We start from the raw sequence: 21,948 nt of genomic DNA, 5'->3' as shown, positions 1-21,948 counted from the left end.
CCCGGGGCCGGCTCCCCCATCGGGGGGGAAGCCGGCCCGCGGTGCGTTCGCGCAGGTCGCGGCCGGGAAGGGCGCCGCCGCGAAGGCCGCCGCCAAGGCCGGGGCGGGGAACGCCGCGGCGGGGAGGGTCAGAACGTCTGCAGCGTGACCAGGGTGATGCGCAGGCCCGCGCCCTCGCCGTCCGTCTCGATCCGGACCCGCTGCCCGGGGCGCAGCAGCCGCAGGCCGCCCGCGTCGAACGCCGGGGCCTCGAAGGGCACCGGGGTGCCGTCGTCCAGCAGCACGCTGCCACTGCGGGTCTGGGAGTCGTACGTGTACGCGGTCGCCTGCATACGGGCACTGTATCGGGCCGTATGGCGCCCCACTCCGAGGGTGAGGGCAGTGCGCAGGTCCTCCGCCGTGTCCACGTCCCGGCGCACGCTGTCGACGCCCTCCAAGACCATTTCCACCGCCCCCGACGCCGAATGCCTGGCCCGTGACGGGCCGCCGAACGAGGGCGCCAATTCCACGTCCGGAGCAGCGGAAAGCAAGGTCGTCCCGATTCCCGCCGCATCCGCCAGAAATGCCCGGGGAAATGCCGATGCGGTTTCGAGCACGCGTTGCAATTCGGGCGGCCGCAGCGCCGGCAGATCGGCGTTCATCGCCGCCACCGCCGCCCCCGGCCTGCCCCCGCGTATCTCCCGGGCCCCGTGGGCCAGCGCCGCGTTGAGCCCGGCGGACGGGGAATCCGGCACGATCCGCGCCCCCAGGGCGGCCAGTTCCGCGGCGGCCGCGGAATCGTCCGTGACGACCACCACATCGGCGACCGCCGCACAGGCCAGCGCCCCCGCGACGGTGTCCAGCGCGAACGCCAGGGCCAGGCCGGGCCGGGACGCGCCGACGGCCTGCGCGAGGCGGCTCTTGGCCACCGCCAGGGGCTTCAGCGGGACCACCAGACTCCAGACGGCGTTCGTGACGGACCCCTTCCCTCCGGTTGTGCCCGCGCGCTCGCGCGGCCCATGCGCGGGTCATGACCTGGTCATGCGTCGGCCCATTGTCACCTCATGCCGGGCCACCCGGGGCCTGACCCGGGTGGACGGGGCGTACGGTGTTCTCGACAGAGACCGGACCCGGGGCGACACTTGTCCGGCCCCGAGGTGCCCACGCCGCGCACCGGTCGTAGAGGAAGGTGTCCGAGTGTCCCGCCGCAGAATCGGCTTCTGGTACCGCCTTGCGGCGGCCATCGCGAAACCGCCGCTGGTAGTGCTGTTCAAGCGGGACTGGCGGGGAATGGAACACATTCCGGCCGACGGCGGATTCATCACCGCCGTCAATCACAACTCGTATCTGGACCCGCTGTCCTACGCGCACTTCCAGTACAACACCGGCCGGGTGCCCCGATTGCTCGGCAAGGCCGCCCTCTTCGACGTCCCCATTGTGGGAGCGATCCTGCGCGGCTCCGGCCAGATCCCCGTCTACCGCGAGTCCACCAACGCCCTGGACGCATTCCGGGCCGCCGTGACCGCGATCGAGAAGGGCGAATGCGTCGCCTTCTATCCGGAGGGCACGCTCACCCGGGACCCCGACATGTGGCCGATGGCCGGCAAGACGGGCGCCGCGCGCGTGGCACTGATGACCAGGGCCCCCGTCATTCCGGTGGCCCAGTGGGGCGCGAACCTCGCGATGCCGCCCTACGCCAAGGAGAACAAGGTCAGCCTGTTCCCGCGCAAAACCCTCCAGGTCCTCGCCGGACCGCCCGTGGACCTCTCCGCGTACTACGACCGGGAACCCACCCCGGACGTGCTCAAGGAGGTCACCGAGGTCATCATGGCCGCCATCACCGGGCTGCTGGAGGAGCTGCGCGGCGAGAAGGCGCCCGCGCAGCCGTACGACCATCGCAAGGCCAGGGCGGAACAGCGGCGCAAGGCCGCGGGGGAGGGCAACAAGTGACACGTCCCGTGAAGGCAGCCGTATTCGGAACCGGCTCCTGGGGCACGGCCTTCGCCATGGTGCTCGCCGACGCCGGCTGCGAGGTGGTCCTGTGGGGCCGCCGCCAGGAGCTCGCCGACGCCGTCAACGGCACCCGGACCAACCCGGACTACCTCCCCGGCATCGAACTCCCCGCGAACATCCGCGCCACCACCGACCCGGCCGAGGCCGCGCGCGGCGCCGACTTCACGGTCCTCGCCGTCCCCTCGCAGACCCTGCGCGGCAACCTCGCCGACTGGGCCCCGCTGCTGGCGCCCGACACCGTGCTCGTCTCCCTCATGAAGGGCGTCGAACTCGGCACCGCCAAGCGGATGAGCGAGGTCATCGAGGAGGTGGCCAAGGTCCCCGCCGGCCGCGTCGCCGTCGTCACCGGCCCCAACCTGGCCCGGGAGATCGCCGCCCGCCAGCCCGCCGCCTCCGTGGTCGCCTGCGTGGACGAGGCCGTCGCCCAGCGGCTCCAGGCCGCCTGCCACACCCCGTACTTCCGCCCGTACACGAGCACCGACGTCATCGGCTGCGAACTCGGCGGCGCCGTCAAGAACGTCATCGGCCTCGCCGTGGGCATCGCCGACGGCATGGGCCTCGGCGACAACACCAAGGGCTCGCTCATCACCCGGGGCCTCGCCGAAGCCACCCGGCTGGGCCTGGCGATGGGCGCCGACCCGCTCACCTTCTCCGGCCTCGCGGGCCTCGGCGACCTCGTCGCCACCTGCTCCTCGCCGCTCTCCAGGAACCACACCTTCGGCACCAACCTCGGCCGCGGGATGACCCTGGAGGAGACCATCGCGGTCACCAAGCAGACCGCCGAGGGCGTCAAGTCCTGCCAGTCCGTGGCCGATCTGGCACGCCGCCACGGCGTCGACATGCCGATCACCGACACCGTCGTCGACATCGTCCACCACGGCAAGCCCACCCTGGTCGCGCTCAAGGAACTCATGGGGCGCAGCGCCAAACCGGAACGGCGCTGACTGCTTTCCGGACGTCTGAGCGGGTACCCTCGTGGCGATATGAGCAGCGAGAACCTCCCCCAGACCCCTGAGCAGCAGGGCCGCAAGCCCCGCGTGGCCGTCGTGTTCGGCGGCCGCAGCTCGGAACACGCCATCTCGGTCGTCACCGCGGGCGCCGTCCTGCGCTCGATCGACCGCTCCAAGTACGAGGTGCTGCCCATCGGCATCACCACGGACGGCCGGTGGGCGCTGACCGCCGACGAGCCCTCCCGGATGGCCATCGCCGACCGGCAGCTCCCGAACGTCGAGCAGCTCGCCGAGTCCGAGTACGGCGCCGTGGTGCTCTCCGTGGACCCGGCCAGCCGCGAGGTCGTCTACACCGAGCCCGGTGCCGTCCCCAAGGCCCTGGGCGAGGTCGACGTGGTCTTCCCCGTCCTGCACGGCCCGTACGGCGAGGACGGCACGCTCCAGGGCCTCCTGGAGCTCTCCGGCATCCCGTACGTCGGCTCGGGCGTCCTCGCCTCGGCCGTCGGCCAGGACAAGGACTACATGAAGCGGGTCTTCACGTCCTTCGGGCTGCGCGTCGGCCCGTACGTGACCATCCGCCCCCGCGAGTGGGAGAACGACCGCGAGGGCGCCCTCGGTCGCATCGCGGACTTCGCGGGCGAGCACGGCTGGCCGCTGTTCATCAAGCCCGCCCGCGCCGGCTCCTCGATCGGCATCACCAAGGTCGACGACTTCTCCGGGCTGGACGCGGCGATCCGCGAGGCCCGCCGCCACGACCCGAAGATCATCGTGGAGGCGCTGCTGCGCGGCCGCGAGATCGAGTGCGGGGTCCTGGAGTTCGAGGACGGGCCGCGCGCGAGCGTGCCCGCCGAGATCCCGCCGGTCTCCAGCCACGACTTCTACGACTTCGAGGCGAAGTACATCGACTCCGCCTCCGGACTCGTGCCCGCCCCGCTCACCCCGGAGCAGACCGCCGAGGTGCAGAAGCTCGCGATCGAGGCCTTCGACGCCGCGTCCTGCGAGGGCCTGGTGCGCGCCGACTTCTTCCTCACCGAGGACGGCGAGTTCGTCATCAACGAGATCAACACGATGCCGGGCTTCACCCCGATCTCCATGTACCCGCGGATGTGGCAGGAGTCGGGCATCGAGTACCCGGAGCTGGTGGACCGCCTGATCCAGGCCGCCCTGCGCCGCTCCACCGGGCTGCGCTAGCGCGGGGCCGAGCGTCCCGCCGTACACGAAGGACCGCCCGCGGCCCCCTGGAAAGGGTGGCGGCGGGCGGTCCTTCGTGAGCGGGGGGTGTCAGTACGAGGAGATGCCCTCGGGCACGGTCTCGGCGATCGCGGCGGACAGGCCCACCAGCATCCCCGCATCCGTGGCATGCTCCTTGTCGACCTGGACCTCCGTGTAGGCCAGCCGCGTGCCGGTGGTGAACCGGTAGCCGCCGTCGTCCCGCTTCTCCAGGAGCCAGCGGACGCCGTTCACCTCGACGCCGTCCTGCTTCGGATCCAGCATCTTCTCCGGTCGGGGGATACCGCACCGCAGTACGATCGCCGAGCCGCCCCACGCGGCGGTCAGGTCGGATGCCGGAACCGCCGGAGTCCGGTCGAGGCCGGCCACCGTTCCGGGGAGCTCCTTGTGCAGCGCCGCACAGAGGCCCGCGACGTCGGCGGGGGGAGCGGGCGGCAGACTCACACGGGCCTCGGAACCACCCGGGGAACACCCCGCGAGGGCCGCCGGAGCGGCCAGCGCGGTCAGTGCTGCGAGCAGAGAGAAGGGCCGGCGGTGTCGTGACATCACCGGCCAAGAGTAGACGGGGGCTACAGATGGACCACCGGGCAGGTCAAGGTGCGGGTGATCCCCTCCACCTGCTGGACCTTGGCCACGACCATGCGACCGAGTTCGTCCACGGTGTCGGCCTGGGCGCGCACGATGACGTCGTACGGGCCCGTCACGTCCTCGGCCTGGATCACCCCCGCGATCTGCGCGATGGACTCGGCGACGAACGACGCCTTGCCCACCTCGGTCTGGATGAGGATGTACGCCTGTACCACGGAACCTCCAGGGCGGCCACGAGGATCATTTCCCCTACCCTTCGGGTGGGCCCGGGGATGACGGGTGGGCCCGGGGAAGAAGGGACGCCACGGTACCGCGTCGCCGAGCGCCGCGGGGAGACCCGCGGGTCCGGCACCACGCACAGCGGGGCGTACGGAGAGCAGAAGTTGACGTATCTGTTGACGGTACCCAGAGCTGTGACGGCTCGCGACCGCAAGCGGACTGGGCAAGAAGGGGCACAGCGATGAAGGGCACTGTGGGCGAGCTGGGGGAGTTCGGGCTCATTCGAGAGCTCACCTCACGGCTCACCACCACCCCGGCCGTCCGGCTCGGGCCGGGCGACGACGCCGCGGTGGTGTCGGCCCCCGACCGGCGGGTCGTGGCGAGCACGGACATCCTGCTGGAGGGCCGGCACTTCCGCCGCGACTGGTCCACCGCGTACGACGTCGGCCGCAAGGCCGCGGCGCAGAACCTCGCCGACATCGCCGCCATGGGCGCGGTGCCGACCGCGCTGCTGCTCGGCCTCGTCGTCCCGGCCGAGCTGCCGGTCACCTGGCCCACCGAGCTCATGGACGGCATCCGCGACGAGTGCCAGGTCGCCGGCGCGGCCGTGGTCGGCGGGGACGTGGTCCGCGGCGACACCATCACCGTGGCCATCACCGCCCTGGGCGACCTGCGCAACCACGAGCCCGTGCTGCGCTCCGGCGCCCAGCCCGGCGACGTCGTGGCGGTCACCGGCTGGCTCGGCTGGTCCGCGGCGGGCTTCGCGGTGCTCTCGCGCGGCTTCCGCTCGCCCCGGGCCTTCGTGGAGGCCCACCGGCGCCCCGAGCCGCCCTACCACGCGGGCCCCGCGGCCGCTGGGCTCGGCGCCACCTCCATGACCGACGTCAGCGACGGCCTGATCGCGGACCTCGGGCACATCGCCGAGGCCAGCAAGGTACGGATCGACCTGCGCTCGGCGGCCGTCGACATCCCGACGCAGATGCACGACATCGGGCAGGCCGTCGGCGTGGACCCGCTCCAGTGGGTCCTGACCGGGGGAGAGGACCACGCCATCGTGGCCACCTTCCCGCCCGACGTGAAGCTCCCGGCCCGCTGGAAGGTCATCGGGGAGGTGCAGAACCGCTCCGCGCTGCCCCAGGTGACCGTCGACGGCGCCCCCTGGACCAGCACCGGCGGCTGGGACCACTTCGGCGGCGACCAGGCCGCCGAGGAGACCCCGCGATGAACGGGTCCCCCCAGGACCGCCCGCACCCCCCGCTGTGCCTGACCGTCGCCGGATCGGACTCCGGCGGCGGGGCGGGCATCCAGGGGGACCTCAAGACGATGCTGGCGCTCGGGGTCCACGGGATGAGCGTGGTGACCGCTGTGACCGCCCAGAACTCGCTGGGCGTCAAAGGCGTCTGGGAACTGCCCCCGGAGGCCGTCAGGGGCCAGTACAGGGCCGTGGTGGACGACATCGGCGTCCAGGCCGTCAAGACGGGCATGCTGGCGAGCACCGCGCTCGTGGAGACCGTCGCCGAGCTCCTGGCCGGCACCGGCGCCCCGGCCGTCGTGGACCCCGTCGGGGTCTCCAAGCACGGGGACGCGCTGCTCGCCGCCTCGGCGCTGGACGCCGTACGCAAGGAACTGCTGCCCCGGGCCACCGTGGCGACCCCGAACCTCGACGAGGTCACCCAGCTCACCGGCGTCGTCGTGGAGAGCGAGGACGACATGCGCCGGGCCGCCGACGCGGTCCTCGGCTACGGGTCCGCGTGGGCGCTGATCAAGGGCGGTCACCTCGCCGTGCACGGGGGCGAGGCCGTGGACCTGCTGACGGACGGTGCGACCGAGCTCTGGCTGCGCGCCCCCCGCCACGGCAACCGGCACACGCACGGCACGGGCTGCACGCTCGCGAGCGCCGTCGCGGCCGGCCTGGCCAAGGGCCTGGAGGTCCCGGCGGCCGTCACCGAGGCCAAGGAGTACGTGACGGGCGCCATCGCGGCCGGTTTCCCGCTGGGCGCGGGCGTCGGACCGGTGGACCACGCCTGGCGGTGGCGCTGACGCACGACGGAGCCCCCGGGAACGGATTCCCGGGGGCTCGGTCGTTTACAGGGTGCTAAATGCAAGAGGCCGGTCCACGAGTGGACCGGCCTCTTTGGCAACCGGAAAGGGCTGCGCTACGACGGGAGGCGTCAGCGCGAGACCTTGCCGGCCTTGATGCACGAGGTGCAGGCGTTGAGGCGCTTCGGCGTCCCATTGACCACGGCACGGACACGCTGGATGTTCGGGTTCCAGCGACGCGAGGTGCGGCGGTGCGAGTGGGAAATGCTGTTGCCGAAGCTCGGCCCCTTGGCGCAAACGTCGCAGTTGGCAGCCACAGGTCACTCCAAAGACTTCAGATGCACTTACAGTGAATTCCGGCGCACCGGAATCAGGGAGTCTGAAGTGGTTTGCCGGAGGAATGGCCCGACTCTCATCGGGCAACCGGAGCAGCATACAACGACTGCCTCGGTCCAAGAAAACTACCATGGCCGCCGCCGACCCCGCCCCGGGGTCCCTCCTCCCCGGCAGTCCTTCGTTACCCTGCGGTGAACCCTGGCCCGCACAAGGAGGAACGCCCGGTGGCGCACGAGCCCCATCCGCAGCCCCCCGAGGAGCTCGACGCCGAAGCGGTGCGCACCTGGAGCTCGCTGGCCCTTGCCGCACTGGGCCGGGCGCGCGAGGACATCGACGCGATCAACGTCTATCCGGTCGCCGACGCCGACACCGGGACCAACCTCTACCTGACCGCCGAATCGGCCGACCGGGAGCTCGGCGAAGCCCTCGCCGGCGTGACGGAAGGCACAGCGGAACCCTCCCTTCCGAAAGCCGTACGGGCCTTCGCGCACGGCGCCCTCATAGGCGCCCGGGGCAACTCCGGGACGATCCTCGCGCAGCTGCTGCGCGGGGTGGCCGACGTACTCGGTGACGAGCCCGCCGGGCGCGGTCCCGCGCGGCTGCTCGCGCAGGCGCTGGGCCGGGCCGCCGAGGAGGCGTACCAGGCCGTCGCGCACCCGGTGGAGGGCACGATGCTCACCGTCGCCACCGCCGCCGCCGAGGCCGCCGCGGTCGCCGAGGCCGCCGCCGGGACCGTCGCCGACGTGGCCCGGGCCGCCTACGACGGGGCCCGCGCGGCCCTGGAACGGACCCCCGGGCAGCTGGCCGTACTGGGCCGGGCCGGGGTGGTCGACGCCGGAGGCTGCGGACTGGTCGCGGTCCTCGGAGCCCTGTGGCAGGCGCTGTCCGGGCAGGAGCCCGCCCTCGAGCCGGTGCGCGGCCGGGCCGTGCCCGTACCGCGCCCGCCCGAGCCCTGCGAGCAGCTGGGCGGCGGGCCCGGCTACGAGGTGGTCTACCTGCTGGAGGCCTCCGAGACGGCCGTCGGGGAGCTGCGCGCACGGCTCGACGGACTCGGCGACTCCCTGGTGGTGGTCGGCGGCGACGGACTGTGGAACGTCCACGTGCACGTCGACGACCCCGGCGCGGCCGTGGAGGCCGGAGTGGTCGCCGGGCGGCCGTACCGCATCCGCATCACGCACTTCGGCGACGAGCGGCGCCGGGCCCGCGGCGAACGCGTCCAGCGGGCCGTCGTCGCCGTGGTCCAGGGCGAGGGGCTGGCCGTGCTCTGCGAGGAGGCGGGCGCCACCACCGTGCTCGCGCGGCCCGAGGGACCGCCCGGCGTCGCCGAACTGGCCGACGCCGTCCGCCGGGCGCACGCCCGCGAGGTGGTACTGCTGCCCAACGGCGCCGAACTGCGGGCGGTCGCCGTCGCCGCCGCCGAGCAGGCCCGCGCCGAGGGCGTACGGGTCGCCGTGATCCCCACCCGCTCCGAGGTCCAGGGGCTGGCCGCGCTCGCCGTGCACGACTCGGACGGCACCTTCGACGAGGACGTGGTCGCCATGACCGCGGCTGCCGGAGCCACCCGCTACGGCGAACTCGCCGTCGCCGAACGGCAGTCCTTCACCTCGGCCGGCATCTGCCAGGCCGGGGACGTCCTCGGCCTCATCGACGGCGACGTGGCCGTCATCGGCGCGGCCCTGGAGGAGACCGCCGAGGCCGTCCTCGCCCGGATGCTCGGACCGGGCGGCGAACTCGTCACGCTGGTCCTGGGACCCGAGGTACCGGACGCGCTGGCCGAGCGGCTGGAGGCGTACGTCCAGCACGGGCACCTGGCCGTCGACACCGTGACCTACCGGGGCGGGCGCGGGTCGGTGCCGCTGCTCATCGGGGTGGAATAGCCGGGTTGTCGGCGCCATGGTGTGCAATGAACACGTGCCCGCGCTCGACGAAGACCTCAAGAAGACCCTCGGCCCCGCCACCGCCAAGGTGCTCGCCGAGCAGCTCGGCCTGCACACGGCCCTGGACCTGCTCCACCACTACCCCCGGCGGTACGCGGAGCGCGGCGAGCTGACCTCCCTGGCCGAACTCGCCGACCAGATCGACGAGCACGTCACCGTGGTCGCACAGGTCGCCGACGCACGGCTGCTGACCTACCAGGGCAGCCGGGGCGGCGGCAAACGCCTCGAAGTCACCATCACCGACGGCAGCGGGCGGCTCCAGCTCGTCTTCTTCGGATCCGGCGTCCACAAACCGCACAAGGACCTGCTGCCCGGCAGCCGCGCGATGTTCGCGGGCAAGGTCTCGATGTTCAACCACAAGCTCCAGCTCGCCCACCCCGCCTACGAGCCGCTCGGCGCGGACGCCTCCGACCGGGACGCGGCGACCGCCTTCGCCGGCCAGCTCATCCCGATCTACCCGGCCTGCGCGAAGCTGGAGTCCTGGAAGATCGCCAAGTGCGTGGACGCGGTGCTCCCCAGGGCCCAGGAGGTCGTGGACCCGCTGCCCGCCGCCCTGCGCGAGGGCCGCGGGCTGGTCCCGCTCACCGAGGCCCTCCTCAAGATCCACCGCCCGGCCACCAAGGCCGACATCGAGGACGCCCGGCAGCGCCTGAAGTGGGACGAGGCCTTCGTCCTCCAGGTCGCCCTGGCCCGCCGCAGGCACGCAGACTCCCAGCTCCCGGCCGTCCCCCGCCGCCCCGCCCCCGGCGGCCTCCTCGACTCCTTCGACGCCAAACTGCCCTTCACCCTCACCGAGGGCCAGCAGACCGTCTCGAAGGAGATCTTCGACGACCTGGCCACCGAACACCCCATGCACCGCCTCCTCCAGGGCGAGGTCGGCTCGGGCAAAACGATGGTGGCCCTGCGGGCGATGCTCGCCGTCGTGGACTGCGGGGGGCAGGCCGCGATGCTCGCTCCCACCGAGGTGCTCGCGCAGCAGCACCACCGGTCCATCACCGAGATGATGGGCGAGCTCGCCGAGGGAGGGATGCTCGGCGGCTCCGACCGGGGCACCAAGGTCGTGCTGCTCACCGGCTCGATGGGGATGCCCGCGCGGCGCCAGGCGCTGCTCGACCTGGTCACCGGCGAGGCCGGCATCGTGATCGGCACCCACGCGCTCATCGAGGACAAGGTGCAGTTCCACGACCTCGGCCTGGTCGTCGTCGACGAACAGCACCGGTTCGGCGTGGAACAGCGCGACGCCCTGCGCTCCAAGGGCAAGCAGCCCCCGCACCTGCTCGTCATGACCGCCACGCCGATCCCGCGCACGGTCGCCATGACCGTCTTCGGCGACCTGGAGACCTCCGTCCTGGACCAGCTCCCGGCCGGTCGCTCCCCGATCGCCACCCACGTCGTGCCCGCCAAGGACAAGCCGCACTTCCTGGCCCGGGCCTGGGAACGGGTCCGCGAGGAGGTCGAGAACGGCCACCAGGCGTACGTGGTCTGCCCGCGCATCGGCGACGGGGAGGACGAGAACGGCAAGGCCGGCAAGTACGGCAAGGCCGCCAAGAAGAAGGCGGCCGAGGAGGACGGCGACAAGCGGCCCCCGCTCGCCGTGCTGGAGATCGCCGAACAGCTCACCCGCGGTCCCCTCGCCGGACTCTCCGTCGAGGTGCTGCACGGGCGGATGGACCCCGCCGACAAGGACGACGTCATGCGCCGCTTCGCCGCGGGCGAGGTCAAGGTGCTCGTCGCCACCACCGTCATCGAGGTCGGCGTGAACGTCCCGAACTCCACCGTCATGGTGATCATGGACGCGGACCGCTTCGGCGTCTCCCAGCTCCACCAGCTGCGCGGCCGCGTCGGCCGTGGCTCCGCCCCCGGACTGTGCCTGCTGGTCAGCGAGATGCACGAGGCCAGCCCCGCCCGGGCCCGGCTCGCCGCCGTCGCCGCCACCCTGGACGGGTTCGAACTCTCCCGCATCGACCTGGAGCAGCGCCGCGAGGGCGACGTGCTCGGCCAGGCCCAGTCCGGGGTCCGCTCCTCGCTGCGCATGCTCGCGGTCATCGAGGACGAGGAAGTGATCACCCAGGCCCGCGAGGAGGCCACCCGCGTGGTCGCCGCCGCCCCCGAACTCGCCGGCCTGCCGGGTCTGCGGACCGCCCTGGAGGCGCTGCTCGACACCGAGCGCGAGCAGTACCTGGAGAAGGGGTGACGGGTACGACCTATCGTTGAAGGCCTGCACCACCTCCCCGCTCGCCTCACCGAAGGACCCCAGATGACCCGCGTGATCGCCGGAAGCGCCGGCGGGCGACGCCTCGCCGTACCGCCCGGCACCGGCACCCGCCCGACCTCGGACCGGATGCGCGAAGGCCTCTTCTCCACCTGGGAGTCGCTGCACGGAGTCGAGGGGGCCCGCGTGCTGGACCTCTACGCCGGCTCCGGCGCCGTCGGCCTCGAGGCGCTCTCCCGCGGCGCCGGCCACGCGCTGCTCGTCGAACCCGACGCCAAGGCCGCCAAGGCCATCCGGGACAACATCAAGGCGGTCGGCCTGCCCGGCGCCGAGTTCCGGGCCGGCAGGGCCGAGCAGATCGCGGCGGTCCCGGTGCACGGGGAACCGTACGACGTGGTCTTCCTGGACCCGCCGTACGACGTGGAGCACGGCGATCTTCGGGAGATCCTGCTCACACTCCGGTCCAATGGCTGGCTCACTGACGATGCACTGGTCACCGTGGAGCGCAGGACGAGGAGCGGTGCCTTCCCGTGGCCCGAGGGCTTCGAGCCGCTCCGGTCCCGGAAGTACGGCGAAGGCACCCTTTGGTACGGTCGCGCCGCCTTCACCAGCGAAGAGTCATGAAGCCCGCACCCGGGAGCGAGGGAATCCAGTTGCGCCGCGCCGTCTGTCCGGGGTCGTTCGACCCCATCACCAACGGTCACCTCGACATCATCGGCAGGGCCTCGCGGCTCTACGACGTGGTCCACGTCGCCGTGATGATCAACCAGTCCAAGCAGGGGCTGTTCACCGTCGAGGAGCGGATCGAGCTGATCCGCGAGGCGACCGCCGACTACGGCAACATCGAGGTCGAGTCCTTCCACGGACTCCTCGTCGACTTCTGCAAGCAGCGGGACATCCCGGCCATCGTCAAGGGTCTGCGCGCCGTCAGCGACTTCGACTACGAGCTGCAGATGGCCCAGATGAACATGGGGCTGTCGGGCGTCGAGACGCTCTTCGTCCCGACCAACCCCACCTACAGCTTCCTGTCCTCCTCCCTGGTCAAGGAAGTGGCCGCCTGGGGCGGTGACGTCGCCCACCTGCTGCCCGCGCACGTGCACGCGGCGCTGATGGAGCGCCTCGCCAACCGCTGACGGGCCGTCAGTCGTTGTCGGGTCCCGGCCCCGTGGCCTTAAAGTCGTCCCGTCCGTCTCGGGAACCGCCCGAGGCCGAGAGAGTGCGAGCCCCCATGGACGTGCAGAAGAAGCTCGACGAGATCGTCGCGGCCGTCGGCAGCGCCCGGTCCATGCCCATGTCGGCCTCGTGCGTGATCAACCGCGCCGAGCTGCTCGCCCAGCTCGAAGAGGTGCGCGCGGCCCTGCCGGGCTCGCTCGCGCAGGCGCAGGAGCTCATCGGCGGCCGGGAGCAGATGGTCGAGGAGGCCCGCCGTGAGGCGGACCGGATCATCGAGTCGGCGCACGCCCAGCGCGGTTCGCTGATCTCCGACACCGAGATCGCGCGCCGCTCGCAGGACGAGGCGGACCGGATCCTGGGCGAGGCGCGGCGGGAGGCCGAAGAGATCCGGGCCGAGGCCGACGACTACGTCGACAGCAAGCTCGCGAACTTCGAGGTCGTGCTCACCAAGACCATCGGCTCGGTGGACCGGGGCCGGGAGAAGCTGCTGGGCCGCGGCCCGGGCCTCGACGAGCAGGGCTATCCCGACGAGGAGGCGCCCGAGCGCAGCCACGACCCGCAGACGCAGCGCGAGCAGGCGGACGCGTACGTGGACAGCAAGCTGGCGACCTTCGAGGCGGTGCTCTCCAAGACCCTGGAGGCCGTCGGCCGGGGCCGGCAGAAGCTCCTCGGCCGGGTGGCCACCGACGACCTCGGCGCGCACATGGCCGCCCAGGACGCGGCCGGGATCCAGCAGTCGCGCTCGGCCAGCGACGCGGACTTCCTGGCGGGCCTGGCCGAGCCGCAGAGCCCCCTGATCCCCGCGCAGGCGCAGGCGCAGTCTCCGGTCCACGCCCAGCCGCAGGCGGAGCCGGCGTACGACGCGTACTCCTACCAGCAGCAGCCCGTCCAGCAGGACGGCTACGGCTACCAGGACCCCTATGCGAACTACCAGCAGGTCCAGCAGCCCGACCCCTATGCCGTCTCCTACGAGCAGCAGCCCGACCCGTACGGCGGCTACCAGCAGCCGCAGCAGGGCACCCAGGAGCAGCAGGCGGCGCTCGACGAGACCAGCTTCTTCGACACGAGCATGATCAACCTGGACCAGCTGCGCCAGTACGAGCAGGGCCGCTGACCTCTGCTCCGGGCCTGGATTGGGCTCAGGGCGAAGCGGCGGGTATCCTGGCTCTTCGGTCGCGCGTATGCGCCGCGATCCATGCTGCCCTTGAGTGGCGGAATTCTTGATCTTCAGCAGTCTCCAGTGATTTTGTGAAAGCAGGAACGGCCCTGAATACCCGCCTCGACCACCACAACCCCCTCGTGTTCGACACGCACGAGCTGGGGCGGCGTCCTGGTGCCATGCTGCGGCTGTCCCGTGAGATCGCGGCACCGGCGGACCTCGGTCTCGCCGGCGTCATCGGAGTGCCGGAAGGCAACCGCCTGAACATCAAGCTCCGCCTCGAATCGGTCATGGAAGGGGTGCTTGTCACAGGCACCGTCCGTGGAATGGCCGCGGGGGAGTGCGTAAGGTGTCTGGAGGCCGTCGAGCGCGAGCTCAAGGCGGACTTCCAGGAGATGTTCTCGTACCCTGACGCCGACGACCGGAACCGCTCGAAGGCGGAGCCGGCCGACGACGCCGAGGACGACGAGGACACGCTCTTTCTCGAGGACGGCTTGTTCGACCTCGAACCCGTGCTGCGCGACGTGGTGGTGCTCGCACTGCCGCTGCAGCCGGTGTGCCGGGAGGACTGTCTCGGACTGTGCCCCGATTGCGGGCTCAGCCTGAACGACGACCCGGACCACCACCATGACGCCGTCGACATCCGTTGGGCGGCATTGCAAGGACTCGTCACCGATCAGGGCGTCGAGAAGGACAACATGAGCGGCACTGCGTCTGACGGAGTTCAGAGCGCCGCCGAGAAGCAGGAGAAGTAGCCGTGGCTGTTCCGAAGCGGAAGATGTCGCGCAGCAACACGCGCCACCGCCGGTCGCAGTGGAAGGCTGCGGTCCCCACCCTGGTTTCGTGTGAGCGTTGCCAGGAGCCGAAGCTCCAGCACATTGCGTGCCCGAGCTGCGGCACCTACAACAAGCGCCAGGTCCTCGAGGTCTGAGCGGCTGGTGAGAGGCGCAATGTCTGAGCTGTCCAACGCTGAGAAGCAGGCAGACAGTAACAACGCGGCCTCGTCCCACACGCTTCTGGAAGGGCGGCTCGGGTATCACCTCGAGTCCGCCCTTCTGGTGCGTGCACTGACCCACCGTTCGTACGCGTACGAGAACGGCGGTCTGCCCACCAACGAGCGGCTGGAGTTCCTCGGGGACTCCGTGCTGGGCCTGGTGGTCACGGACACGCTGTACACGACCCATCCGGACCTGCCGGAAGGCCAGCTGGCCAAACTGCGGGCAGCGGTCGTCAACTCACGCGCACTTGCGGAGGTCGGGCGCGGCCTCGAACTCGGCTCCTTCATCCGGCTCGGCCGGGGCGAAGAGGGCACGGGTGGCCGGGACAAGGCCTCCATCCTCGCCGACACCCTTGAAGCGGTGATCGGCGCGGTCTACCTCGATCAGGGCCTCGACGCGGCCTCGGAGCTGGTTCACCGGCTCTTCGACCCGCTCATCGAGAAGTCCTCGAACCTCGGTGCCGGCCTGGACTGGAAGACCAGTCTCCAGGAACTCACGGCGGCCGAAGGTCTTGGTGTGCCGGAATACCTGGTCACCGAGACCGGTCCGGACCACGAGAAGACCTTCACCGCTGCCGCCCGCGTCGGTGGTGTCTCGTACGGCACCGGCACCGGCCGCAGCAAGAAGGAAGCCGAACAGCAGGCGGCGGAATCCGCCTGGCGCGGTATTCGTACCGCGGCGGACGAGCGGATCGCGGCGCAGGCCGCTGCCGCCACCGCCACCGCGGTCGCCGTCGAGGCCTCCGTTTCGGCTCCGGCCGAAGCAGGAGCCGAAGCGGTGGGTCAGGACGACGGGGCGTCGACGCCCGTCGACCCGACGCCCGGAGCCTGACGCTTTCTTCCGGATTTCCCCCGCCCGCCCTCGCACCGCGAGGGCGGGCGGACCCGTTTCCGGGACCCGCCCGCTAGGCCGGTACGCTCGCCGTGAGCGTTCACCACCGCACCCTTCCGGAGGAATCCCGTGCCCGAGCTGCCCGAAGTCGAAGTGGTGCGGCGCGGCCTGGAGCGCTGGGTGGCCGGCCGGACCGTCGAGGCCGTCGAGGTGCTGCATCCGCGCGCCGTACGCCGCCACGCGGGCGGCGGCGCCGACTTCGCGGCGCGGCTGCGGGGAGAGACCTTCGGGGTGCCCCGGCGCCGGGGCAAGTACCTGTGGCTGCCGCTGGCGCAGCGGGACCTGTCGGTGCTCGGCCACCTCGGGATGAGCGGGCAACTGCTCGTACAGCCCGAGGACGCCCCCGACGAGAAGCACCTGCGCATCAGGCTGCGGTTCCAGGACGACGCCGGCACCGAGCTGCGCTTCGTGGACCAGCGGACCTTCGGCGGGCTGTCGCTGCACGAGACCGTCGCCGAGGGGACCGACGGGCACGAGGACGGGCTGCCCGACGTCATCGCGCACATCGCGCGGGACCCGCTGGACCCGCTCTTCGACGAGGAGGGCTACCACCGGGCGCTGCGCGCCAAGCGCACCACGGTGAAGCGGGCCCTGCTCGACCAGTCGCTGATCAGCGGGGTCGGCAACATCTACGCGGACGAGGCGCTGTGGCGCGCCAAGCTGCACTACGAGCGCCCGACGGCCACGCTCACGCGCCCCCGGAGCACCGAGCTCCTCGGCCACGTCCGGGACGTCATGAACGCGGCCCTCGCGGTGGGCGGCACCAGCTTCGACAGCCTCTACGTGAACGTCAACGGGGAGTCCGGCTACTTCGACCGGTCCCTCGACGCGTACGGGCGCGAGGACGAGCCCTGCCGCCGCTGCGGCACGCCGATGCGGCGCAGGCCCTGGATGAACCGGTCGAGCTACTTCTGCCCGCGCTGCCAGCGGTCCCCGCGCGTCTCGTCGTAGACGGACCGGGAGGAGAGCACCTCCGGCATGTTGCCCTCCAGCAGCCCGATGAGCGCCGACACGCGCTCCGCGACCTCCACGCCGAACGGGGTCAGCTCGTAGTCGACCCTGGGCGGATTGGTCGGCTGCGCCTCCCGGTTGACGATGCCGTCGCGCTCCAGCGCGTGCAGGGTCTGGGAGAGCATCTTCTCGCTGATGCCGTCCACGCGGCGGCGCAGCTCGTTGAAACGGCACGGCCCCTTGTTCAGGGCCCCCACGGTGAGGCTGCCCCAGCGGCCCGTGACGTGCTCCAGCGTCTCGCGGGACGGGCACTCGCGTGCGAACACGTCGAAGGAACCGGGTGACTGTTCGGCGGTGCCTTCGTCCTCGGCTTCGCCGCAGGCGGGAGTCTGCATGCTTTCAGCCTACTACTGTGCAGCGCCAGCCATTCAGGTTGCGCTTTCAAAAAGTTAGTGGTTACCTCGTTCATGCCACACCACGCCGCGCAACGCCGTGACCCACCACGGCGTTTTTCGAGGGAGCCCGTTTTGTCCGGTATCGCTTACACCCCTGTCGTCTCGATCGCCTACCACTCCGGCTACGGCCACACCACCGTCATCGCCGAGGCCGTCCAGGCCGGTGCCCTTGAGGCCGGCGCGACGGTCCACGTGATCAAGGTCGATGAGATCGACGACGCGCAGTGGGAGCTGCTGAACGCGTCCGACGCGATCATCTTCGGCGCCCCCACCTACATGGGCACCGCCTCGGGTGCCTTCCACGTCTTCGCCGAGTCCACCTCGAAGATCTGGTTCACGGACGGCTGGCAGGACAAGGTCGCCGCGGGCTTCACCAACTCCGGTGCCAAGGCCGGCGACAAGGGCAACACGCTGGACTACTTCCAGACGCTGGCCTCGCAGCACGGCATGAGCTGGGTCAACCTGGGTCTGAAGCCGGGCTGGAACAAGAGCACCGGGTCCGAGAACGACCTCAACCGCCTCGGCTTCTTCGACGGCGCCGCCGCCCAGTCCAACGGTGACCAGGGCGCCGAGTTCGTGCACAAGGCCGACATCGCGACCGCCGAGCACCTGGGCCGCCGCGTCGCCGAGCAGACCCGCGTCCTCATCGCCGGCCGCGCCACCCTGGCCGCCGCCTGAGGCAGGGCCTGAAACACCGCGGGACACGGCAGTGCGCGGCGAAAGCCGCGCCGGCCGTGTCCCGGACGCGTTTACGGGGTGGAACCCGCCGGCCGCCGCGAACCCGCGGGCTGCCGGGAACCGGCTAGAAGCCGAAGTCCTGGGTCCACCACGGGCCGCCGGCGGCGTTGTAGACACCGACGCCCAGGGTGCGGAACTCGCAGTTGAGGATGTTCGCCTTGTGGCCCGGGCTGTTCATCCAGGCCGTCATGACGGCCTGCGCGTCGCCCTGGCCGCGCGCGATGTTCTCGCCGCCCATGCCCGAGATGCCGGCCTTGGTGGCCCGGTCCCACGGGGTGTTGCCGTCGGGGTCCGTGTGGTCGAAGAAGCCCCGGACGGCCATGTCCTTGCTGAAGGCCCCGGCCAGCGCCGCCAGCGGCGGGTTCGCCCGGACCGGACCGCACCCGGCCTGCGCGCGCTCCTGGTTCACCAGGGCGAGTACGGCGGCCTCCTCGGCGGAGTGCCCGTCCGCGGCCGGCGGGGCCGCGGGGGTGGCGGGCTTCGGAGCGGCCGGCTTCGGCGGGGTCGCGGCGGCGCTCGACTGCGCGGGCTTCGACGGCTCGGCCGAGGCGGACGGGGAGGGCGAGGCCGACGGGGACGGCGAGGCCGACGGCGACGGGGAGGCGGAGGGGGAACCCGAGCCCGGGCCCGGACCGGCGGACGCGCGGCCCGACAGGTTGGCGAGGCCGCCCTGCTGGTCCATTGAGTTGTCCGGGCCGGGCGAGGCCTTGGCCTTCGCCTCGGTCTTCGTCTCGGAGCCCGAGCCCGCGACGCCTACGTACGGGAACGAGGAGCCGACCGGGACCACGCCCGTGGTGACGGCCGCGGTGCCGAGGACCACGGCCACGCAGGCGCCGAGGAGGCCGCCCCGCACGACGGTGCGGCGCTTTGCGCCGCGGCGGGGTGCGGCTTGGAGTCGGTGGCGTCCCATCTCGGCTTGCCTTCCTCGGGGGGTTCGCACGAGCAGCACTGAAAGAGCGGCGCTGCAAGATCAACCTTTACTCACCCAAATGGGTGAGCTCATTGGTGCGCGACTGTACGCCATGGCGCCAGGGGGCGGCGTGACCCGAAAACGTTTGCCCGGTTAGCGTTCAGGCATGAATGAAGATGTCCGCATGACCGCCTGGGTGCGCGGCCGTGTACAGGGAGTGGGCTTCCGTTGGTTCACCAGGGCCAATGCCCTGGAGATCGGCGGACTCGCCGGCTTCGCCCTCAACCTCGACGACGGCCGAGTACAGGTGGTGGCCGAAGGTCAACGTGAGAATTGCCACCGGCTCCTGCAGTGGCTGCACGGAACCGACACGCCCGGGAGCGTGGACGGGGTGACAGAGATCTGGGGCACACCGCGCGGCGGCTACGACGGGTTCGCGATCCGGTGACCGATCGACTGATCATGCACTGAACAGATCTCCGGATGGTCCGCACGCGGTCGGATCTGCGCATTCGTCGCCGACGCGTTGCCGACCGCGACGATCCGTGGAAGGCTCGGAAACGAGGATGATCTCCACGCCCCTTGCGGGGGCCGGGATGCCCGCCGATACGGGGCGTGATCGTGTTGACCGTCAAACTTTTTGGTGAGACGCTGGAAGCCCCGCGCACCTGAGCTGTTTGGCAGTGTTGGCAGCAGTAAGCAGTGTTTGCCAAAGAACGTGTGCAGTGACTGTCAGTCGCTGCCGGACATCCGCGGGTGCGATTCCCTCACGACCCACACCGCTTCGGTCGGTCACTCAGTGTGGAGGACCATCCATCATGGCAAAGGCGCTTCTCGGTTACGTCGGCGGTTCCGACCCGCGACTCCTCGCCGAGATGCGACGGCTTCAGCAGCGCGTCCAGGACCTCGAGTCCGAGCTCGGACGAATCCAGTCCGAGAACGACGCACTGAACGCGGCCGCCGCACAGCACGGAGACTCGCTGCTTGACAGCATCGACCTCGACGTACCCCAGGCGGAGCCTGCGCTCACCTGATCCGCGCTCCCTCGTCGCTCGACAACCCCAGCATGATCTGCAAGGGACGCTTCGGCGTCCCTTCTTTTTTGCCGGAGCCCTTCTTCACCGGAGCCGCTGCCGCCGCCGGGCGGCGTTGCTCCAGGTGGGGGGCCGATTCCTTTAACGTCTGATCTGCCCTGCACCTTCATGGGCGAAACCGAACGTGAAAGGTAGAGTCCGGCGGCGTGCATCTCAAGTCCCTGACCCTGCGTGGCTTCAAGTCCTTCGCCTCCGCCACCACCCTGCGCTTCGAGCCGGGCATCACCTGCGTCGTGGGCCCCAACGGCTCCGGCAAGTCCAATGTGGTGGACGCGCTCTCCTGGGTCATGGGCGAACAAGGGGCCAAGTCCCTGCGCGGCGGGAAGATGGAAGACGTAATCTTCGCCGGCACCACCGGCCGCCCGCCGCTCGGGCGCGCCGAGGTCTCGCTGACCATCGACAACTCCGACGGCGCGCTGCCCATCGACTACGCCGAAGTCACCATCACCCGGATCATGTTCCGCGGCGGCAGCAGCGAGTACCAGATCAACGGGGACACCTGCCGTCTCCTCGACATCCAGGAGCTGCTCTCCGACTCCGGCATCGGCCGCGAGATGCACGTCATCGTCGGACAGGGCCAGCTGGACTCCGTACTGCACGCCGATCCGATGGGCCGCCGCGCCTTCATCGAGGAGGCCGCCGGAGTGCTCAAGCACCGCAAGCGCAAAGAGAAGGCGCTGCGCAAACTCGACGCCATGCAGGCCAATCTCGCGCGCGTGCAGGACCTGGGCGACGAGCTGCGCCGGCAGCTCAAGCCGCTCGGACGGCAGGCGGCGGTGGCCCGGCGGGCGGCCGTGATCCAGGCCGATCTGCGTGACGCGCGGCTGCGGCTGCTCGCCGACGACCTCGTGACGCTCAAGGGCGCCCTCGACGCGGAGATCGCCGACGAGGCGGCGCTGAAGGAGCGCAAGGAGGCTGCCGAGGCGCAGCTCGCGGAGGCGGCGCGGCGGGAAGCGGAACTGGAGGAAGCCGTACGGGAACTCGCGCCGCGGCTCCAGCGCGCGCAGCAGACCTGGTACGAGCTCTCGCAGCTGGCCGAGCGGGTACGGGGGACCGCGTCCCTGGCGGACGCGCGGGTCAAGTCGGCTTCGGCACCTGCGGAGGAGGAGCGGCGCGGGCGCGACCCGGAGGACATGGAGAAGGAAGCGGCGCGGATCCGTGAGCAGGAAGCGGAACTGACGGCCGCGCTGGAGGCGGCCTCGCGGGCGCTGGAGGACACCGTCGCCCACCGGGCCGAGCTGGAACGCTCCCTGGCGGACGAGGAGAGGCGGCTGCGGGACGCCGCCCGGGCCATCGCCGACCGGCGCGAGGGGCTCGCGCGGCTGACGGGGCGTCTGGGCGCGGCCCGTTCCCGGGCGGGCGCGGCGCAGGCGGAGATCGACCGGCTGGTGGCGGCGCGGGACGAGGCGGAGTCGCGGGCGGTGGCGGCCCGGGAGGAGTACGAGGCACTGGCGGAGGAAGTCGGGGAACACGACTCCTCGCCGTCCGCGGAGGCGGACCACGAGGCCGCACGGGCCCGGCTGAAGGAGGCGGAGGCGGCGCTCGGCGCGGCCAGGGACGCGCTGACCTCGGCGGAACGGTCTCGGGCGGCGGTGTCGGCGCGACGGGACGCCCTCGCGATGGGGCTGCGCCGCAAGGACGGTACGGGGGCGCTGCTCGCGGCGCGGCTCGAGGGGCTGCTCGGGCCCGCGGCGGAGCGGCTGTCGGTGACCCCGGGGTACGAGGTCGCGGTGGCGGCGGCGCTCGGTGCGGCGGCGGACGCGGTGGCCGTGGCCTCGGCGGCTTCGGCCGCGGGGGCGATTCGGCACTTGCGGGCGGCTGATGCGGGGCGGGCGACGTTGCTGATTGCTCCGCCGGTGGCCTCCGGGGGTGGGGCGGGTGTGGCTGCGGCCGCGGTCCCGGTCCCGGCCTCGGTCCCGGTCCCGGGGCAGGTTGCCGGCGACGGCGCGAGTGCGGGGGGCGGGGCCGCGGCCCTGGTTCCCGGGCAGGGTGGTGCCGAGGGTGCCGAGGGTGCCGGGCTGGTGGGAGCTTTCCCCCACCCCGCCCCTTCCCGAAACCGGGGCTCCGCCCCGGAC

The 21,948-nt window shown here is 71.6% G+C and carries 23 protein-coding genes and 1 pseudogene; 18 read left to right on the top strand and 6 right to left on the bottom strand.

Going from position 1 to position 21,948, the window contains the following annotated elements; translation table 11 throughout:
• Window positions 1-335: 335 nt before the first annotated feature.
• Window positions 336-935, bottom strand: a pseudogene (gene cofC, locus ACWGDE_RS19100) (2-phospho-L-lactate guanylyltransferase); the annotation flags it as partial.
• Window positions 936-1,176: 241 nt separating this feature from the next.
• Here cofC and ACWGDE_RS19095 point away from each other — a divergent pair.
• Genes ACWGDE_RS19095 through ACWGDE_RS19085 form a run of 3 tightly spaced genes read left to right on the top strand, consistent with a single transcriptional unit; the run spans window position 1,177 to window position 4,133 of the window.
• Window positions 1,177-1,929: a lysophospholipid acyltransferase family protein gene (locus tag ACWGDE_RS19095; RefSeq protein ID WP_453390158.1), complete on the top strand. Its 753-nt coding sequence runs from the start codon at window positions 1,177-1,179 to the stop codon at window positions 1,927-1,929.
• On the top strand, window positions 1,926-2,936 hold the full coding sequence (locus ACWGDE_RS19090; RefSeq protein WP_453390157.1) for an NAD(P)H-dependent glycerol-3-phosphate dehydrogenase: 1,011 nt from the start codon (window positions 1,926-1,928) through the stop codon (window positions 2,934-2,936). Before ACWGDE_RS19095 ends, ACWGDE_RS19090 begins: the two co-directional genes overlap by 4 nt.
• 39 nt (window positions 2,937-2,975) lie before the next feature.
• Window positions 2,976-4,133, top strand: coding sequence for a D-alanine--D-alanine ligase family protein (locus ACWGDE_RS19085; protein WP_453390156.1), 1,158 nt, complete (start codon window positions 2,976-2,978; stop codon window positions 4,131-4,133).
• 90 nt (window positions 4,134-4,223) lie between these two features.
• Here the strand turns inward: ACWGDE_RS19085 and ACWGDE_RS19080 are convergent, their stop codons facing one another.
• Together ACWGDE_RS19080 and ACWGDE_RS19075 are read right to left on the bottom strand one after the other, a co-directional pair.
• The gene (locus tag ACWGDE_RS19080; protein WP_453390155.1) at window positions 4,224-4,718 is read right to left on the bottom strand and encodes a DUF3515 domain-containing protein; all 495 of its coding nucleotides are present in this window, start codon (window positions 4,716-4,718) and stop codon (window positions 4,224-4,226) included.
• Between the two features lie 23 nt (window positions 4,719-4,741).
• Window positions 4,742-4,975: an Lrp/AsnC ligand binding domain-containing protein gene (locus tag ACWGDE_RS19075; RefSeq protein WP_214947835.1), complete on the bottom strand. Its 234-nt coding sequence runs from the start codon at window positions 4,973-4,975 to the stop codon at window positions 4,742-4,744.
• A 245-nt stretch (window positions 4,976-5,220) separates the two neighbouring features.
• Here ACWGDE_RS19075 and ACWGDE_RS19070 point away from each other — a divergent pair, with 245 nt between their 5' ends.
• Entirely contained in the window at window positions 5,221-6,204 is a 984-nt protein-coding gene (locus ACWGDE_RS19070; RefSeq protein ID WP_453390154.1) for a thiamine-phosphate kinase, read from the top strand.
• Window positions 6,201-7,019, top strand: coding sequence for a bifunctional hydroxymethylpyrimidine kinase/phosphomethylpyrimidine kinase (gene thiD, locus ACWGDE_RS19065; RefSeq protein ID WP_453390153.1), 819 nt, complete (start codon window positions 6,201-6,203; stop codon window positions 7,017-7,019). Before ACWGDE_RS19070 ends, thiD begins: the two co-directional genes overlap by 4 nt.
• Window positions 7,020-7,150: 131 nt before the next feature.
• Here the strand turns inward: thiD and rpmB are convergent, their stop codons facing one another.
• Window positions 7,151-7,336 carry a 50S ribosomal protein L28 gene (gene rpmB / locus ACWGDE_RS19060; RefSeq protein ID WP_073911113.1) on the bottom strand — a complete coding sequence of 62 codons (186 nt, stop codon included), beginning with the start codon at window positions 7,334-7,336 and terminating at the stop codon, window positions 7,151-7,153.
• A 243-nt stretch (window positions 7,337-7,579) separates the two neighbouring features.
• On the opposite strand from rpmB, the gene ACWGDE_RS19055 reads away from it, so the two are divergent.
• The 9 genes from ACWGDE_RS19055 (at window position 7,580) to mutM (ending at window position 16,676) form a co-directional block, all read left to right on the top strand.
• A complete protein-coding gene (locus tag ACWGDE_RS19055) occupies window positions 7,580-9,232 on the top strand; it encodes a DAK2 domain-containing protein (protein ID WP_453390152.1) in 1,653 nt (550 codons plus the stop codon).
• 16 nt (window positions 9,233-9,248) lie between these two features.
• Window positions 9,249-11,486 (top strand): ATP-dependent DNA helicase RecG, encoded by a 2,238-nt coding sequence (recG, locus tag ACWGDE_RS19050; protein WP_453390151.1) that lies wholly within the window; start codon window positions 9,249-9,251, stop codon window positions 11,484-11,486.
• 63 nt (window positions 11,487-11,549) lie between these two features.
• Window positions 11,550-12,128 (top strand): 16S rRNA (guanine(966)-N(2))-methyltransferase RsmD, encoded by a 579-nt coding sequence (gene rsmD / locus ACWGDE_RS19045; RefSeq protein ID WP_453390150.1) that lies wholly within the window; start codon window positions 11,550-11,552, stop codon window positions 12,126-12,128.
• 29 nt (window positions 12,129-12,157) lie between these two features.
• Window positions 12,158-12,637, top strand: a complete 480-nt coding sequence (gene coaD / locus ACWGDE_RS19040; RefSeq protein WP_453390159.1) for a pantetheine-phosphate adenylyltransferase — start codon at window positions 12,158-12,160, stop codon at window positions 12,635-12,637.
• A gap of 95 nt (window positions 12,638-12,732) precedes the next feature.
• Window positions 12,733-13,791 (top strand): DivIVA domain-containing protein, encoded by a 1,059-nt coding sequence (locus tag ACWGDE_RS19035; RefSeq protein WP_453390149.1) that lies wholly within the window; start codon window positions 12,733-12,735, stop codon window positions 13,789-13,791.
• Between the two features lie 152 nt (window positions 13,792-13,943).
• The gene (locus tag ACWGDE_RS19030) at window positions 13,944-14,591 is read left to right on the top strand and encodes a YceD family protein (RefSeq protein WP_385329713.1); all 648 of its coding nucleotides are present in this window, start codon (window positions 13,944-13,946) and stop codon (window positions 14,589-14,591) included.
• A 2-nt stretch (window positions 14,592-14,593) separates the two neighbouring features.
• The gene (gene rpmF, locus ACWGDE_RS19025; RefSeq protein WP_003965982.1) at window positions 14,594-14,767 is read left to right on the top strand and encodes a 50S ribosomal protein L32; all 174 of its coding nucleotides are present in this window, start codon (window positions 14,594-14,596) and stop codon (window positions 14,765-14,767) included.
• 19 nt (window positions 14,768-14,786) lie between these two features.
• Window positions 14,787-15,665, top strand: coding sequence for a ribonuclease III (rnc, locus tag ACWGDE_RS19020; protein WP_453390148.1), 879 nt, complete (start codon window positions 14,787-14,789; stop codon window positions 15,663-15,665).
• Window positions 15,666-15,794: 129 nt separating this feature from the next.
• Window positions 15,795-16,676 carry a bifunctional DNA-formamidopyrimidine glycosylase/DNA-(apurinic or apyrimidinic site) lyase gene (gene mutM, locus ACWGDE_RS19015; protein WP_453390147.1) on the top strand — a complete coding sequence of 294 codons (882 nt, stop codon included), beginning with the start codon at window positions 15,795-15,797 and terminating at the stop codon, window positions 16,674-16,676.
• On the opposite strand, the gene ACWGDE_RS19010 is transcribed toward mutM, so the two are convergent.
• Window positions 16,631-17,071, bottom strand: a complete 441-nt coding sequence (locus ACWGDE_RS19010; RefSeq protein WP_453390146.1) for a winged helix-turn-helix transcriptional regulator — start codon at window positions 17,069-17,071, stop codon at window positions 16,631-16,633. The two genes, mutM and ACWGDE_RS19010, sit on opposite strands and share 46 nt — an antisense overlap.
• Before the next feature lie 132 nt (window positions 17,072-17,203).
• Here ACWGDE_RS19010 and ACWGDE_RS19005 point away from each other — a divergent pair, with 132 nt between their 5' ends.
• Window positions 17,204-17,809 carry a flavodoxin family protein gene (locus tag ACWGDE_RS19005; RefSeq protein WP_453390145.1) on the top strand — a complete coding sequence of 202 codons (606 nt, stop codon included), beginning with the start codon at window positions 17,204-17,206 and terminating at the stop codon, window positions 17,807-17,809.
• A gap of 124 nt (window positions 17,810-17,933) precedes the next feature.
• Here ACWGDE_RS19005 and ACWGDE_RS19000 read toward each other — a convergent pair whose 3' ends face one another.
• The gene (locus tag ACWGDE_RS19000; protein WP_453390144.1) at window positions 17,934-18,779 is read right to left on the bottom strand and encodes a CAP domain-containing protein; all 846 of its coding nucleotides are present in this window, start codon (window positions 18,777-18,779) and stop codon (window positions 17,934-17,936) included.
• 166 nt (window positions 18,780-18,945) lie between these two features.
• On the opposite strand from ACWGDE_RS19000, the gene ACWGDE_RS18995 reads away from it, so the two are divergent.
• The 3 genes from ACWGDE_RS18995 to ACWGDE_RS18985 form a co-directional block, all read left to right on the top strand.
• Window positions 18,946-19,227 carry an acylphosphatase gene (locus ACWGDE_RS18995; protein ID WP_453390143.1) on the top strand — a complete coding sequence of 94 codons (282 nt, stop codon included), beginning with the start codon at window positions 18,946-18,948 and terminating at the stop codon, window positions 19,225-19,227.
• A 370-nt stretch (window positions 19,228-19,597) separates the two neighbouring features.
• On the top strand, window positions 19,598-19,813 hold the full coding sequence (locus ACWGDE_RS18990) for a hypothetical protein (protein ID WP_030227372.1): 216 nt from the start codon (window positions 19,598-19,600) through the stop codon (window positions 19,811-19,813).
• Between the two features lie 206 nt (window positions 19,814-20,019).
• Window positions 20,020-21,948: chromosome segregation SMC family protein (locus tag ACWGDE_RS18985; RefSeq protein ID WP_453390142.1), on the top strand; the 1,929-nt coding region annotated here is incomplete at its 3' end.

This window comes from Streptomyces sp. NPDC054956, from assembly GCF_053609185.1.
Note: the sequence above shows the minus strand (reverse complement) of the source record. Positions and strands in the feature narration are given on the sequence as shown.